Below are 15150 nucleotides of genomic sequence, written 5' to 3' on the forward strand. Positions count from 1 at the left end.
CCGGATGACGGAGCCGTCCGACAATGGATTTTGCAAAATCAGGAACGTATGTAATAATCGTTTTTCGGAAGTTTGCGCTTCCGCTGCGGATGTAGCTCAATGGTAGAGCCTCAGTCTTCCAAACTGATTACGCGGGTTCGATTCCCGTCATCCGCTCCACTTGAGACCGTTGCCATGGCAACGGTTTTCTTGTATTCGGGAAGCCCGATTTTCCGCGGGGACGAACGATTGGAGCGTGCATGGCAACCGAATCAAGCAAGACGAGTCGCAACATGGACGGGACGCCGGACGGCGTTGCAGCGCAGCATGACGCCGATGCCAAGGCCGTTGATATGAAGGGCGCCGATGCCAAGACCGCCGGCGCGACGACCTCCGGCAGGAAGGTCCGGCTGACCGATCCGAGTGAATCGCATCCCCGCGAGCCGTCCATCGCGGAGCTGGGGCGCCGCCACTGGCACAAGGGCCGCTGGGCGGCGTTCATCATCGCATTGATCGCGGCCATCATTGTGCCGTACGGCGGCGGCCGCCTGCTGGCGATGAACGGCACGCAGCTTGTCGTCGACTTCGTCGAGCCGTTCGATCCGCGCGGCATGGCGCTGCTGTCGTGGGCGATCACCGTGGTCATGTTCGCTTCGCTGGGCATGGCGGTCATGGAGACGAGGCGCGTGCTGTGGCGCGTGCTGTTCATCCTCGCGCTGGCGTTGGAGCAGCTGGTCGCCGGCGTCGGGCTACTGCGGCTGAACTTCTGGAATTCCACGTACGTGGTGTACGGCGAGGCCGCGCCTCCGATCAACGCGGCCAATCTCGGCATCATCGCCGCGGCGGTGGGGCTGGCGGTGTTCGCCGTGGTCTATGTGGGCCTGCTGGTCACGATTCACAAGGATTCGCGTCTCAATACGCTCACGCGCAGCTGGTCGGCGCTTTCGATGTTCTTCGTCATCGAGGTGGCGGCGCTGCTGGTCGTACTGCTTGGCGGCCTCGTCACCGCGGTGTGAGCGTGGCGCAAGGCCGAGGCTTCGTCCGGCCTGCGTGTATACTTAAATTTTGGCGTGTTTCGCCCGCGGATAGAGAGCGCTGTGAGCATCGTGCCCACGGCACCGCGCAACAACACTGAACACAAGGAGGAGCTGTGGCTCTTAGCAACGCTGAAAAGCAGGCAATCATTTCCGAGTACGCGACGCACGAGGGCGACACCGGTTCGCCCGAGGTTCAGGTGGCGCTGCTGTCCAAGCGCATCTCGGATCTGACCGAGCACCTCAAGGAGCACAAGCATGATCACCACTCCCGTCGTGGCATGCAGCTCATGATCGGTGATCGTCGCCGTCTGCTGGACTACCTCAAGCGCGTCGACATCGAACGTTACCGTTCCCTGATCGAACGCCTCGGTCTGCGCCGATAATTGAATTCTTCCGCCCGGGCATAACCTGCTCGGGCGCTTTTGCATGTCGGGGGATTGCCGACTGTGAGGAAAGACGAGGAAGAATCCCCCTGGCCACGGAGGTTGGTCGCGAAGGGCGCTAGAGCGGCGCGGCCGAAAGGGGCGGCCTGGGATTCGGATGAGGTATGGAATCTCATCGAGGAATACGCCCGGCATGCAAAAGACGCGTGATCCATGGCATATCACGCGCAGGGAGCGCGGAAGAAAACCGGCTCCCCCCGAGGCCTTCGCCTTCCCGGCCGTGCGGCGTGCAGCCGTCGGACCGCCGGGACCGGCACGGGCCGGCGGGAAAAGAAGAGGCATGGATAGATAGTAGGAATATCGACAAAAGGAGGAACCCTGATGGAGGGTCCCGAAATCAAGGCCGTAGAGGCCGTCATCGACAATGGTTCATTCGGCAAGCGCACGCTGCGCTTCGAGACGGGTCGTCTCGCCCAGCAGGCGGATGGGGCAGTAGCCGCCTATCTTGATGATGATTCCATGGTGCTGAGCACCACCACCGCCGGTTCCAGCCCGAAGGAGAACTACGACTTCTTCCCGCTTACCGTCGACGTCGAGGAGAAGATGTACGCAGCCGGCAAGATCCCCGGCTCCTTCTTCCGCCGCGAGGGCCGTCCGAGCTCCGAGGCCATCCTGGCCTGCCGCATCATCGACCGCCCGCTGCGTCCGCTCTTCCCGCACACGCTGCGCAACGAGGTGCAGGTCGTGGAGACCATCCTCGCCATCAACCCCGAGGACGCCTATGACGTCATCGCGCTGAACGCCGCCTCCGCCTCCACGCTGATCTCCGGCCTGCCGTTCGAAGGCCCGGTCTCCGGTGTGCGTCTGGCCCTCATCGACGGCCAGTGGGTCGCCTTCCCGCGTTGGAGCGAGCGCGAGCGCGCCGTGTTCGAGATCGTGGTCGCCGGCCGCGTGATCGAGAACGGCGACGTCGCCATCGCCATGATCGAGGCCGGTGCCGGCAAGAACGCCTGGAAGCTCATCTACGAGGACGGCCAGATCAAGCCCGACGAGACCGTCGTGGCCGGTGGCCTCGAGGCCGCCAAGCCGTTCATCAAGGTGATCTGCGAGGCCCAGAACGAGCTCAAGGCCAAGGCCGCCAAGGAGACCCGCGAGTTCCAGCTCTTCCCGGAGTACACCGACGACCTGTACAACCGCATCGACGAGATCGCCCACGGCCAGCTCGACGAGGCCCTGTCCATCGCCGAGAAGCTGCCGCGTCAGGACCGCATCGCCGAGATCAAGCAGCAGGTGAAGGACACCCTCGCCGGCGAGTTCACCGACATGGACGACGCCGAGAAGGAAAAGGAGATCGGCAACGCGTTCAAGGAGCTGCAGCGCCAGATCGTGCGTCGCCGCATCCTCACGCAGGACTACCGCATCGACGGTCGTGGCCTGCGCGACATCCGCACTCTGTCGGCCGAAGTGGACATCGTGCCCCGCGTGCACGGTTCCGCCCTGTTCCAGCGCGGCGAGACCCAGATCCTGGGCGTCACCACGCTGAACATGCTCAAGATGGAGCAGCAGATCGACGCGCTTTCCGGCCCGAACACCAAGCGCTACATGCACAACTACGAGATGCCGCCGTACTCCACCGGCGAGACCGGCCGCGTCGGCTCCCCGAAGCGCCGCGAGATCGGCCACGGCGCCCTCGCCGAGAAGGCCATCGTGCCGGTGCTGCCGAGCCGCGAGGAGTTCCCCTACGCCATCCGTCAGGTCTCCGAGGCCATCGGTTCCAACGGCTCCACCTCCATGGGCTCCGTGTGCGCCTCCACCCTGTCGCTGCTTGCCGCCGGCGTGCCGCTGAAGGCGCCGGTCGCGGGCATCGCCATGGGTCTGGTCTCCGGCGACGTCGACGGCCAGCACGTCTTCAAGACCCTGACCGACATCCTGGGCGCCGAGGACGCGTTCGGCGACATGGACTTCAAGGTGGCCGGCACCAGCGAGTTCATCACCGCCCTGCAGCTCGACACCAAGCTCGACGGCATCCCCGCCGACATTCTGGCCGCCGCCCTGCAGCAGGCCCACGAGGCCCGCGCCACGATCCTCGACCTCATCAACGAGTGCATCGACGGCCCGGCCGAGATGAGCGAGTACGCTCCGCGCATCATCACCACCACCGTTCCGGTCGACAAGATCGGCGAGGTCATCGGCCCGAAGGGCAAGATGATCAACCAGATCCAGGAGGACACCGGCGCCGAGATCGCCATCGAGGACGACGGTACCGTGTTCATCTCCTCCGAGGGTGGCGAGGGCGCCGAGAAGGCCAAGCAGATCATCGACCAGATCGCCAACCCGCACGTGCCGGAGGCCGGCGAGCAGTACAACGGCAAGGTCGTCAAGACCACGTCGTTCGGCGCGTTCGTGAACCTCACTCCGGGCACCGACGGTCTGCTGCACATCAGCCAGATCCGCAACCTCGCCAACGGCGAGCGCATCGACGCCGTCGAGGACGTGCTCAAGGAAGGCGACACCGTCGAGGTGATCGTCCAGGGCGTGGACGACCGCGGCAAGATTTCGCTGGCCATCCCCGGCTTCGAGGACCAGGAGTCCGGCGCCGGTCGCGGCGGCGACCGTGGCGGCCGTGGACGCGGCGATCGCGACGACCGTCGTGGCGGCCGTGGAGACCGTGACGATCGCGGCTACCGTGGTCGTGGCCGTCGTGACCGTGACGACCGTCGCGATCGCGATGACCGTCGTGACCGCGATGACCGTCGAGGCCGTCGCCGTCACTACGACGACTATGAGGACGACCGCGATTTCGATCGCGATGATGACCGTGACTACCGCGATGATCGTCGTCGTGACCGCGATGACCGTCGCGATCGCGATGACCGCAGGGATCGCGATGACCGCCGTGGCGGCCGTCGCGACCGTGACGATCGTCGTCGCGACGACTACCGTGATGACCGTCGTGGCGGCCGTCGCGAGGCTCCGCGCTACGCCGTCGACGACTCCTACGACGAGTACCGCGCCGATCGCGAGGAGCGTTCCGAGCGTCCGCGCCGTCGCGTCCGTCGTGACTTCGATCCGTTCGAGGACTGATAGTCCTCTCACGGATCCGTGCGCGACCTTGGCGGTCGCTCCCCTTGCCTACGGAGAGCCTGCCGGGTTCTCCGCTTAACGGCTCGGCATTCGAGGACTGATGGTCCTCTTGCGGATCCGCATGTGATCTGACCCATGGAGGGGCGGACACCGACTATGTTCGGTGTCCGCCCCTCCATTTGTATTCGGCTGCGGTAATTAACAGGATTGTCATGGGGGGGGGGTATTTTTTTCACCGTGCGGTTCAAGTGAAGAGGGGTCGCGCATCTCCCAGGGGATTTTCGAAGGCTTCCTATTGGGATGGTTTAAGCAAGGAGATAGTAGGAAGTACTGTCGAGGTCCAATTATGAGTTTCAAGAAGGTTATTGCGGGTGTCGCAGCAGTGGCCGCTCTGACGGTTTCGGCACCGTTTACCGCGCAGGCCGAAGAGAACCCCGCAAATGAGTGCACGGTCAATTTCCGTGTGAATACGTATATCGTCGCATCGCAGACCAGCTGCGACGCCACCGTCGCCACTGCATTCGCCAACGTCGAGCGTTCCGTTGACGTGCCGGAAGGCAAGGCCATTGACTACTGGACGCTGAACGGCCAGCGTGTGAACACCGGCGCCAAGATCGGCGAGCCCGAGTTCAAGGCCACGAACGTCGCCGGCGTTCCCGGCGCCACGCTCGACGCCGTGCTGAAGGATGTCGCGGCCCCGGCTCCCGTCAAGCACACCGTGATCGTATCCACCAAGGGCGGTGTGATCCAGAACGGTGAATTCGCCGGCCAGTCCGGTGACGTGCAGCTCACCCTCAACGAGGGTGCCAACCTGTCCGCTTCGCTGCCGACGCTGAACCGTCTCGATTACGTGTTCGGCGGCTGGTACTACGACAACGGCAAGGCCGTCGGCGCCTCCGATACGGTGACCGGCAACGTTTCCGTGTTCGCCAAGTGGACCGCCGCCGAGGTCGACCCCGGTATGGGCGTGACCACGCACACCGTGACCGTGTCCACCAAGGGCGGTGTGATCCAGAACGGCGAGTTCAAGGGTCAGACCGGTGACGTGCAGCTCACCGTCGGCGAGGGCGAGAAGCTGTCGTCCGTGCTGCCGGAGCTCAAGCGTGACGGCTACACCTTCCGTGGCTGGCACTACACCGACGCTGTGGCGGTCGGCACCTCCACCGCCGTCGGCGCCGACGATGTCGTCAAGGGCGATGTCGCGGTCTACGCCACCTGGGATCTGGCCGACGTCGATCCCGGCGCCTCCGTCAAGACCTACACGCTGACCGTCTCCACCAGGGGCGGCACCATCCAGGACGGCGAGTTCAAGGGCGAGACCGGTGACGTGCAGCTTACCGTCGGCGAGGGCGAGAAGCTGTCGTCCGTGCTGCCTCAGCTCAAGCGTGACGGCTTCGACTTCCACGGCTGGCACTACGCCGATGCGACGGGTCACGGCACCTCCACCACCGTCGGCGAGAACGACGTCATCTCCGGTGACGTCGCTGTCTACGCCACGTGGGATCTTTCCGTGGTCGATCCGGGCGCCTCCGTCAAGACCTACACGCTGACCGTGTCCACGAACGGCGGCACCATCTAGGACGGCGAGTTCAAGGGCCAGTTCGGTGACGTGCAGTACACCGTCGGCGAGAACCAGAACGTGCTGTCCGTGCTGCCCCAGCTCAAGCGTGATGGCTACACCTTCCGTGGCTGGCACTACGCCGACACCAAGGCGCACGGCACGAACACCACCGTCGGCAAGGACGACGTGTTCACCGCCGACGAGCATGTCGTCGCTCTGTGGGATGCCGCGGACGTCGACCCGAACATGAACGTCGCCCAGTACACGGTCGTGTACAACACGAACGGCGGCAACATCGACGGCGAGACCGGCGACTTCTCCCTGCAGCTCGGCAAGGGCGAGACCATTCTCGACAAGCTGCCGACCTCCTCCACCATCAAGCGTGACGGCTACAAGCTCTCCGGCTGGGCCTACGCCGAGACCGGCACCGACAAGGACGGCACCGCGGTGAAGGCCACGGACACCGTGAGCGGCGACGTGTACAAGCTCGTGGCCCAGTGGACCAAGGTCGTGCCCGCCGCCACCCTCACCCCGGCCCAGAAGTCCGAGGCGAAGAAGGCCGAAGCCAAGCAGTCCGAGGCCAAAAAGGCCGCGGCGAAGCAGAACACCGGCGCCACTCTGAGCAAGACGGGTTCCGCCGTCGCCGGCGTGGCCGTGTTCGCGGTCGTCGCGCTCGCCGGTGCCGCCGTCGTCCTGCAGCTGCGCAAGCGCGCCTGACCGGTAACGACCCAATCCGGGATTCTCATACTTGGGTTGGTGTCCGGTCAAGCTTCTTCACATGCAGTTGAAGGCATGGGATCGCCTTCGAAATGATTCCATGCCGGATGTATGGCCTAACGGCCATTAGCCCAAGGGGGCCCGGAACATCCTCGTGATGTTCCGGGCCTCTGTTTGTTTTTCCCCATAGACGTTCTTCATGGGTCTGAGTCGTGGGTCCATGATTCGCAGTTTCGCTTGGGCTTTGGTCCGGGATATCGGCCGACGGCTCGGCTGTTTGGCGGCATGTCTGTTTGTCGGCATGTCTGTTGGCGATTCGTTTGTTGGCGATTCACTTGTTGGTGGCCCGTCCGTTGATGGCCCGTCCGTCGGTGACACGTCTGTGGACATGGAATCGTCGATGCATGAAACCGATTCCATTTTTCAGGGTTCCTCCGAGTAAGGTGGACGGCGGATAATTCCACCATCGAACGAAAGGAATCCATATGTTCGCTGCTGGCATCGACGCCGCGGAACGATACGACTACTGCGACGACGAGTTCAAGACCGTCTACGCCTGGCTGCGCGATCCGGCGCTCGCGTCGCTCGAGCCGGGCACGTACCCGATCGAAGGCTCGCATAGCGTCGCCTACGTGCAGGAATACGACACCCGCGAGGCCGACGAAGGCCGTTTCGAAACCCACGATCATTTCTTCGACGTGCACTACGTCATCGAGGGACGCGAACGCGTGTACCTGTGCAAGCGCAACGGACTCGCGCTGCACGAGCGCGACGACGACATCGATCTTTCGCTGTATGACGATCCGGCCATCGACGGCGGCCTGCTGCTCGAAGCCGGTTCGTTCGTCGTGGTCGCGCCGGAGGACGCGCACAAGCCGCGCTGCTCCGCTCGGCCGGGCAATCGCGAACACGTGCGCAAGGTCGTCGTCAAGGTCCCGGTCTGAGGTTTTGGTTCGATGTGATGGATTGCGTCGCGTATTCATGGTTTTGCGGCGCAATCCATCAATATTGGCCCGATTTCCATGGACTGGGGCGTTTTTCGCGGTAAATGCGACGCAGTCCATCGGCCGAAGACTATCGTTCTCCAAGAAACCGCATGATTCCAACGGTCTCGGATTTCATGCCGCGCTTTTCCGATGGACTACTCCGCAAAACTCCTGATATGCGACGTAGTCCATCGGAATCCAGCTGATTGTCATGGACTGCAATGCATCCTGCAAAAAATGTGTTGCGGTCCATCGATGGCATCCAATTGTCATGAAGTCAATTCCGCCGCCATGACAATCAGACAATCCGATAATCGGTCGATCGGTAACTGTCTATAACTGCCCTCAGTCATCCTGCTGGCACAGCTGGCGAATCGTTTCGTACTGTTCGTCGGTGAGCTGTACGGCCGGTTCGCGAACGAGTGTGGAGATCGGCAGGCCCTTGGCCTTGACGGCTCCCTTGATCGCCGAGATGAACAGGTCTGCGCAATCATAGATGGCCATGAGATGGCTGATGCGTTGAGCAGCCTTCACTGCTGTGGCGTAGTCTCCGGCCTGATATGCGCGATGCATGGCGACGAAGGTCTCCGGCTCCACATTGGTCAGTCCGCACAGTACGCCGTTGCCGCCGGAGACCCGATTGACCAGATAGTACTCGTCATAGCCGGAGAGCACCGAGAAGTCGGGATTCGTCGGCTTGACTGCGTTGATGACCTTGCGCGTGTGACTGATGGTGTCCACCGTATCTTTGATCCCGACGATGGTGGGATGTCGTTTCTGCAGCTGTGCCACCAGCTGGGGGCTGAGATCGTTGCCGGTGCGGGCGGGGAAGTTGTAGAGAATGACCGGCAGGTCGGTTGCTTCGGACACTGTGGCGAAGTACCGTTCGGCGGCGGCATCGTCGGGGCCGAAATAATAAGGGCTCACCGCTACCAGCGCGTCGGCGCCTGTGCGCTCGCAGAATTTCGCGAAGTCGGTGACGTTGTCGATATTGGTGTCTCCGATGCCGACTAGGACGCTTATGCGTCCCGCCACATGTCGTACGGCAAATTCGACCGCGCGTTTTTTCTCCTCCAATGGGAATGCGAAGAACTCGCCGATGCTGCCGAAGACCAGGACGCCGTCGATTCCCGCTTCGATGAGGTGGTCGAGATGTTCCCCCCATAGTTCGAGATCAAGCGTGCCGTCGTCGTGGGTGATGGTGATGGAGGGGCAGTAGATTCCTTCGAATCGTACGGTCATGAATTATGCTCCTTTGCTTGCGTATCAGTTGCGGATGCGTCCTTCGCTGATATGTGATTGTTTGCTTGATGGCCGACACGCCGTTGTCATCATTGAAAACATTGGTGTCGTTGACATATTTCTATCACGATTTGGCGCTTTGTTATCAAACTGTTATTCTAATTACACAACTTGTATACAAGATGTATTCAAAAAATACAACGAGTGTGCAAGGTGTCCTGACGATGCCTTCCGAACGAAGTTGTTCGGGGGGGGGGGCTTCGTTTTGGGCTAGTTTCACCATTGAAATATCCATTATTTCGGCTGCGCGCAGTATTGCGCGTCAACTTCAACGAAGAAGTGAAAGGAGTGCGCATGATTGACAGCGAAGCGGTTATCAGGCGCAACATGCCTGATTACCAGCTTTCCTCTGCATGTCTCGGATGAATGTCCGTTTCGAAATTCAGTGATGAATCAGACGAACACAACATTCATTTTCGAGACGGAAGGAAAGCATAACAATGAAAGCAGCAGTCGTTTACGGTCCCAATGATCTTCGTATCGAGGAGCGTCCGATGCCTGAAATCAAGGCGGCGGACGAGGTTCTGGTGAAGATTCGTGCCGTGGGTGTGTGCGGTTCCGATATCCACATGCTTGCCGGCGAGAATCCGTTCGCGAAGTTCCCTCGTGTGATGGGCCACGAGATGGTCGGCGAGGTCGTCGAATTCGGCGATGCCGTCGAGGATCTCGAGCCCGGCGATCACATCGTCATCGAACCGATCACCTACTCCGGCAAGAGCTACGCGGTGCGTCGCGGCATGCCGAACGTGAGCGAGGACCTCAAGGTCAACGGCGTACACGTTGATGGTGGTCAGCAGGAGTACCTCGTCATCAAGAACATCCAGGCCCACAAGATCCGCAAGGACATCCCGTGGACCACCGCCGTGCTCGCCGAACCCTACACCATCGCCGGACAGTCGTCCACACGTGGCCAGGTCGGTGCGGCGGACCGTGTGTTCATCCACGGCGCCGGTCCGATCGGCATCGCGCTGACCCGCATCTGCAAGGTCAAGGGCGCGACGGTTATGGTCTCCGACGTGGTCGATGACAAGCTTGAGTTCGCGAAGGCCAGCGGCGCCGACGTGGTGGTCAATCCCACGAAGGAGGACCTGGTCGAAGCGGTCTCCGAGTGGACCGGCGGAGAGATGGCGAATATCGTCATCGATGCCGCCTGCCTGCCGCAGACGTTCCAGAAGAGCTTCGACCTCGTCTCCGTGGCCGGCACCATCGTGGTGCTCGGCATGAACGAGACTCCCGTGCCGATCGCGCAGAAGCCGTTCATGGCCAAGCAGCTCACCGTGGTGGGCTCCCGCCTGCAGGCGTTCCAGTTCGATCCGATCATCCGCCTGCTGGAGGAGGGCGTCATCGGCGACGACGGACTGGTCACCCACGTGATTCCGTTCGAGAAGGTGCAGGAAGGCATCGACCTCATGCACGAGCATCCCGAACAGGTCAAGAAGCTGGTCCTCACCTTCGAGGACTGAGCTCTTACGTATGCGCTGCGGAAGCTCATGCGACGCAGCACTTATGGGGAGGTCGTCTGATGTGGCCTCCCCATCCATAACGATTTCTCGTTTCCGTCGTCAGTTGGCAATGCGGCCATCGATGGGAGTCGGGAATTTCTCCTCAACGATGTAGAGAAAAAGGAAAGAATATGAGCAATAGTCAGGGAGTGCAGACCAAGAGTTCTTGGTTGCCCAAGGCGCATCCGGTCTCCTGGGGCATGTTGGCCATCGGTACCAGCTCCATGCTGTTGATTTCCATCGACAGGCAGATTCTGCCCACCGTGCTTCCCGCCATCATGAAGGAGTTCGGCATGAACTCCACACAAGGCGGTTTCATCAGCTCGCTGAACTTCATCGGCACCCTGCTCGGTGCTGCGATCATCGGTGTTGTCGCCGATAGCATTGGACGCGGCTACAAGCGTACTTGGGCGTGGTGGGGAAGTTGCTTCCTCGCCATTATCTCCGGTTTGGCCACGTTCTTCACCAAGGGTGTGTTCAATCTTCAGCTGTGGCGAGTGGTTATGGGACTCGGCACCGGTGCTATGGAACCTGCCAACGTCGCTCTCGTCAGTGATTTCTGGCAGAAGGAAAACCGAGGATTCGCCCTTGGCGTGAACCACACCGGCATGCCGCTTGGCCAGTTCATTGGCCCCGCCCTGCTGTCGGTCGTTTTGCTCTATGGCGGTTGGCGTGACGCCTTCCTGTGGATTCCCGCCATCGGCATTCTGCTGATCATCGCCCAGTGGCTCGTCGGCAGCAAGAAGAACGAGATGAAGGTCCGTGGATGGATTGACGAGCATGGCATGACCCAGCCGTACTCCAAGGAGGACGTGGAGAACAAGCTCGGTGTCAAGCAGTCGTTCATGAACGCCGTCAACTCGCTGAAGAACCGCAACATCCGTCTGGCCATCACCATGGACTTCCTGTTCCTGTGGACGGAGATGGGCGTCGCCACCTTCCTTACCCTGTACCTGATGGACCACCTTGGCATCGGTCTTGCGCAGGCCGCCCTGATTTCCGGCGCCTCCGGTATCACCGGCTGGTTCGGCCTGATTCTGTGGGGCACCGTCTCCGACCACATCGGACGTCGTCCGGCCCTCGGCATCGTCACTGTCGGCTTCGCCGCCACCGTGTTCTGCCTCACCTTCATCAACAGCGTGCCGACCGCCTGGGCCATGCTCATCATCTGGGGTCTGTTCCGTAACGCGCCGTTCGCCGTCATCAACTCCCTGACCGTCGACTCCGCCCCGAAGGAGGCGGCCTCTTCGCTCGGCTTCCTGGTCGGCATCGGCTACGGTCTCTCCGGCACTCTGGTCTCCCCGGTCATCGGCTGGGTCATCGACCAGTGGGGCTACTCCACCAGTTACGTCATCCTCGCCATCTCCTGCCTGCTGGTGTTCATCCCGCTGCTCATGGCCAAGGAGACTGCCGGTCGCAAGCTCAAGGCACAGCAGCTCAAGGGCTGAACGGCGGGCGTGCGCAACATCAATCAACCGCAGTGGCAATAAATAATCGCAATAACAAACCAACATTCATCACAATATGAAAGGCAATGATCATGACTGAAGTACAGACGCTGGTGGAATGCCACAACCGACTTGGCGAAGGTCCCTCCTACGACGATAAGAACGACTTGCTCTACTGGGTGAACATCTTCGAAAAGGAGATCTTCCGCTACGATTTCGCCACAGGTGAGGTCGAGAAGCGCACGCTGCCCAAGTACGTCGGCTACATCGTTCCGACGGAGAAGAAAGGCGTTGTGCTCGTCGGTCTTCAGGATGGCGTGTATCTGTACGACTACAGTGACTCCACACTGGAATTCGTCGGTGGTCCCGATGGCCATGACCCGCTGACCTACCGTTTCAATGATGGCAAGTGCGATGCCAAGGGACGTGTCTGGGCCGGTACCGCATCCTGGTTCGAGGAGCGTTTCGATGCGTCCTTCTACCGTGTGGAAAACGGCAAGTTCACACCGATGCTGCAGGGAGTGAACGTTTCCAACGGTCTTGGTTGGAGCCCTGACAACAAGCACCTGTTCTACATCGATTCCGGTAAGTACACCGTCTACAAGTTCGATTTCGATGTCGAGACCGGCGAGATTTCCAATAAGCGTGTGCTCATCGACTTCAAGGATCAGCACGCCAATCCCGATGGCATGACCGTAGACGCCGACGGCAATCTGTGGATCGCCAACTGGGGAGGTTTCAAGGTTTCACAGTGGAACGGCGAAACCGGTGAGAAGATGCGTGAGATCAAGTTCCCGGCCAAGCGAGTCACCTGCCCGGTGTTCGTCGGCAAGGACTTCTCAAAGATGGTCGTGACCACGGCTACGCACGGACTCTCCGACGAGGAGCTGGCGGAAGGTCCCGGCGCCGGTAACGTCTTCATCGTCGATGCCGGTGTCAAGGGCTTCAAGACCAACTTCTACGCACTGTAAACGATTCGTTGAATCCCCGGTCGGCAGGTTCCTTCCCTTTCCTCCTGCCGACCGTGATGCCGGCGCTCTATACGACGAGATGGCAGTCTCCGAATGAGGGCACCGGCATCTCTTTTGTACAGGTGACCGCTGGTTCGAGGCAGAAGGGAGTGAACGTAAATTATAGTGCTAGTATGACGCAGAACAAGAGGGACGTGGTATACGGGTTCATTCGTGAGCGCATCGTCATGGGGCAGTATCGTCCCGGCGATCTTCTGGATGAACAGACGTTGGCCCGTAAAAACGGGGTGAGCCGGACCCCGGTTCGTGAGGCGGTGCATCGCCTTGAGGAAGAAGGTTTGGTACAGGTTCTGCCAAAGCGGGGGATACTGGTCAGTCAGATCTCCCTGAAGGGCATCAACGATATGATGGAGGCTCGGTATCTGCTCGAGCCGTTTCTGCTGCGCAAGGGATTCTCCCTGCTGGATGCGGAACGGCTGATGGAATTCCGTGGTCATGAGCAGGCGAAGATCGATGCTGATGACTCCCATGTGGAGCGATCCGCTGAAGATTTCGACACCATATTGCATCTGTATCTTTCCAGTAAGGCCGACAACCATTATTTGAGCGATACCTTGCATCGACTGATGACTCAGAATCAGCGCATGAGGGCGCTCACCTCGACTCTACATAGTGAACGTGTATTGGAATCCTGCCGCGAGCATGTGGATATTCTCGACAAGGCAATCGACGGCGATCTTGACGGCACCGTGAGCGCATTGCAGGAACATCTACGGCATTCGAGAGCAAGCTACGGGCTGCTTGGTGATTTCAAGCACGAATATTTCAGTCTGTAACGCGAAGTCCGTCTTTCGGCATCTGTGGCTTCGCATGTATTGGGCAAAAGGAGCCACTATATGTCTAGATTTACTGATGTTCGAGTATTTGATTTTCGTTTTCCGACGTCGAATACCCTGTCGGGTTCGGATGCGATGAACCCGGATCCGGATTATTCGTCCGCGTATGTGGAGGTCCATACGGACGCGGACGATGGCGTCAAGGGCGTGGGTTTCGTGTTCACGATCGGGCGCGGCAACGACGTGGTGTGCAAGGCGATCGAGTCGATGGGCGAGCGTCTGGTCGGCATGGAGGTCGAGCCGCTGCTCGACGACATGAAGAGGGCGTGGGACCTGTTCGTCCATGATTCCCAACTGCGCTGGCTGGGTCCGGAGAAGGGCGTGGAGCACATGGCCATCGGCGCGGTGCTCTCCGCATTGTGGGACATCAAGGCCAGGAGGGCGGGCAAGCCGCTGTGGAGGCTCCTGGCGGAGATGGAGCCGGAGGAGCTGGTCTCCACGCTGGACTTCCGCTACATGACCGACGCGCTTCGCCCCGAGGAGGCCGTCGAGATCCTGGAGGAGGGCCGGAAGGGCAGGGAGGAGCGCATCGGGCGCCTGCTCGAGACCGGGTACCCGGGCTACTCGACCGCGGCCGGCTGGCTGGGCTATTCGGACGAGAAGATGGTGGCGCTGGCCAGGGAGGAGAGCCGGGTCAAGGGCTTCAGGCAGATCAAGCTCAAGGTCGGGCAGAACGTGGACGACGACCTGCGCCGCCTCGCTTTGGCGCGCGAGGCGATCGGCCCGGACGTGCGCCTGGCCGTCGACGCGAACCAGGTGTGGGACGTGCCCACGGCGATCGAGTGGATCAACCGGTTCCACGAGTTCGACCTGGCGTGGGTGGAGGAGCCCACCAGCCCGGACGACGTGATCGGCCACGCGACCATCGCGCGCGCGATCAACCCGATCCCGGTGGCCACGGGCGAGCAGATGCAGAGCCGCATCATGTTCAAGCAGTACCTGCAGGCCAACGCGTTCGGCATCATGCAGATCGACGCGACCCGCGTGGCCGGCCCGCAGGAGATCGTGCTGGAGTACCTGCTGGCCAGGAAGTTCAACAAGCCGGTGTGCCCGCACGCGGGCGGCGTGGGTCTGTGCGAGGCGGTGTGCCACTTCGCGATGTTCGACTACGTGGCCGTGTCCGGCACGACCGAGGGCCGCATGATCGAGTACGTCGACAACCAGCACGAGCACTTCGTGCACCCGACCGAGATCAGGAACGGCAACTACGTGGCCCCCACCGCGCCGGGCAACGGCACCGAGATGACCCTCGAAACCGCCGAAAAATACCTCTACAAAGGCTAG

12 protein-coding genes and 1 tRNA gene are annotated in these 15150 nt (G+C 61.1%); 12 read left to right on the forward strand and 1 reads right to left on the reverse strand.

The annotated features are described in order from the left end of the window. Positions 1–85: 85 nt before the first annotated feature. The 7 genes from CS006_RS04555 (at position 86) to CS006_RS04585 (ending at position 7705) form a co-directional block, all read left to right on the forward strand. Positions 86–159, forward strand: a tRNA-Gly gene (locus CS006_RS04555). Positions 160–239: 80 nt separating this feature from the next. Next, complete coding sequence (locus CS006_RS04560; RefSeq protein ID WP_100510610.1) at positions 240–995, forward strand: hypothetical protein; 756 nt, start codon at positions 240–242, stop codon at positions 993–995. A gap of 134 nt (positions 996–1129) precedes the next feature. Next, on the forward strand, positions 1130–1399 hold the full coding sequence (gene rpsO, locus CS006_RS04565) for a 30S ribosomal protein S15 (protein WP_100510611.1): 270 nt from the start codon (positions 1130–1132) through the stop codon (positions 1397–1399). A gap of 381 nt (positions 1400–1780) precedes the next feature. Beyond that, complete coding sequence (locus CS006_RS04570) at positions 1781–4483, forward strand: polyribonucleotide nucleotidyltransferase (RefSeq protein WP_100510612.1); 2703 nt, start codon at positions 1781–1783, stop codon at positions 4481–4483. Positions 4484–4829: 346 nt separating this feature from the next. Further along, the gene (locus tag CS006_RS04575) at positions 4830–6062 is read left to right on the forward strand and encodes an InlB B-repeat-containing protein (RefSeq protein ID WP_100510613.1); all 1233 of its coding nucleotides are present in this window, start codon (positions 4830–4832) and stop codon (positions 6060–6062) included. A gap of 30 nt (positions 6063–6092) precedes the next feature. Next, positions 6093–6761 (forward strand): InlB B-repeat-containing protein, encoded by a 669-nt coding sequence (locus tag CS006_RS04580; RefSeq protein ID WP_100510614.1) that lies wholly within the window; start codon positions 6093–6095, stop codon positions 6759–6761. A 485-nt stretch (positions 6762–7246) separates the two neighbouring features. Continuing rightward, on the forward strand, positions 7247–7705 hold the full coding sequence (locus CS006_RS04585; RefSeq protein ID WP_100510615.1) for a NanQ anomerase/TabA/YiaL family protein: 459 nt from the start codon (positions 7247–7249) through the stop codon (positions 7703–7705). A 387-nt stretch (positions 7706–8092) separates the two neighbouring features. On the opposite strand, the gene CS006_RS04590 is transcribed toward CS006_RS04585, so the two are convergent. After that, on the reverse strand, positions 8093–8989 hold the full coding sequence (locus CS006_RS04590) for a dihydrodipicolinate synthase family protein (RefSeq protein ID WP_100510616.1): 897 nt from the start codon (positions 8987–8989) through the stop codon (positions 8093–8095). Between the two features lie 554 nt (positions 8990–9543). On the opposite strand from CS006_RS04590, the gene CS006_RS04595 reads away from it, so the two are divergent. The 5 genes from CS006_RS04595 (at position 9544) to CS006_RS04615 (ending at position 15150) form a co-directional block, all read left to right on the forward strand. Further along, the gene (locus tag CS006_RS04595) at positions 9544–10512 is read left to right on the forward strand and encodes a zinc-binding dehydrogenase (protein ID WP_207760001.1); all 969 of its coding nucleotides are present in this window, start codon (positions 9544–9546) and stop codon (positions 10510–10512) included. Positions 10513–10682: 170 nt separating this feature from the next. Then, entirely contained in the window at positions 10683–11999 is a 1317-nt protein-coding gene (locus CS006_RS04600; RefSeq protein WP_207760002.1) for an MFS transporter, read from the forward strand. Positions 12000–12091: 92 nt separating this feature from the next. Next, positions 12092–12970, forward strand: a complete 879-nt coding sequence (locus CS006_RS04605) for an SMP-30/gluconolactonase/LRE family protein (RefSeq protein ID WP_165777246.1) — start codon at positions 12092–12094, stop codon at positions 12968–12970. Positions 12971–13143: 173 nt separating this feature from the next. After that, positions 13144–13806 carry a GntR family transcriptional regulator gene (locus CS006_RS04610; RefSeq protein ID WP_165777247.1) on the forward strand — a complete coding sequence of 221 codons (663 nt, stop codon included), beginning with the start codon at positions 13144–13146 and terminating at the stop codon, positions 13804–13806. A gap of 60 nt (positions 13807–13866) precedes the next feature. Continuing rightward, positions 13867–15150 carry an enolase C-terminal domain-like protein gene (locus tag CS006_RS04615; RefSeq protein WP_100510620.1) on the forward strand — a complete coding sequence of 428 codons (1284 nt, stop codon included), beginning with the start codon at positions 13867–13869 and terminating at the stop codon, positions 15148–15150.

Source organism: Bifidobacterium primatium (genome assembly GCF_002802875.1).
GTDB lineage: Bacteria > Actinomycetota > Actinomycetes > Actinomycetales > Bifidobacteriaceae > Galliscardovia > Galliscardovia primatium.

Coding starts and splice junctions, on each gene's coding strand:
- CS006_RS04560 (WP_100510610.1), top strand. CDS start 240: ATGGCAACCGAATCAAGCAAGACGAGTCGCAACATGGACGGGACGCCG.
- CS006_RS04570 (WP_100510612.1), top strand. CDS start 1,781: ATGGAGGGTCCCGAAATCAAGGCCGTAGAGGCCGTCATCGACAATGGT.
- CS006_RS04575 (WP_100510613.1), top strand. CDS start 4,830: ATGAGTTTCAAGAAGGTTATTGCGGGTGTCGCAGCAGTGGCCGCTCTG.
- CS006_RS04585 (WP_100510615.1), top strand. CDS start 7,247: ATGTTCGCTGCTGGCATCGACGCCGCGGAACGATACGACTACTGCGAC.
- CS006_RS04590 (WP_100510616.1), bottom strand. CDS start 8,989: ATGACCGTACGATTCGAAGGAATCTACTGCCCCTCCATCACCATCACC.
- CS006_RS04595 (WP_207760001.1), top strand. CDS start 9,544: ATGCCTGAAATCAAGGCGGCGGACGAGGTTCTGGTGAAGATTCGTGCC.
- CS006_RS04600 (WP_207760002.1), top strand. CDS start 10,683: ATGAGCAATAGTCAGGGAGTGCAGACCAAGAGTTCTTGGTTGCCCAAG.
- CS006_RS04605 (WP_165777246.1), top strand. CDS start 12,092: ATGACTGAAGTACAGACGCTGGTGGAATGCCACAACCGACTTGGCGAA.
- CS006_RS04610 (WP_165777247.1), top strand. CDS start 13,144: ATGACGCAGAACAAGAGGGACGTGGTATACGGGTTCATTCGTGAGCGC.
- CS006_RS04615 (WP_100510620.1), top strand. CDS start 13,867: ATGTCTAGATTTACTGATGTTCGAGTATTTGATTTTCGTTTTCCGACG.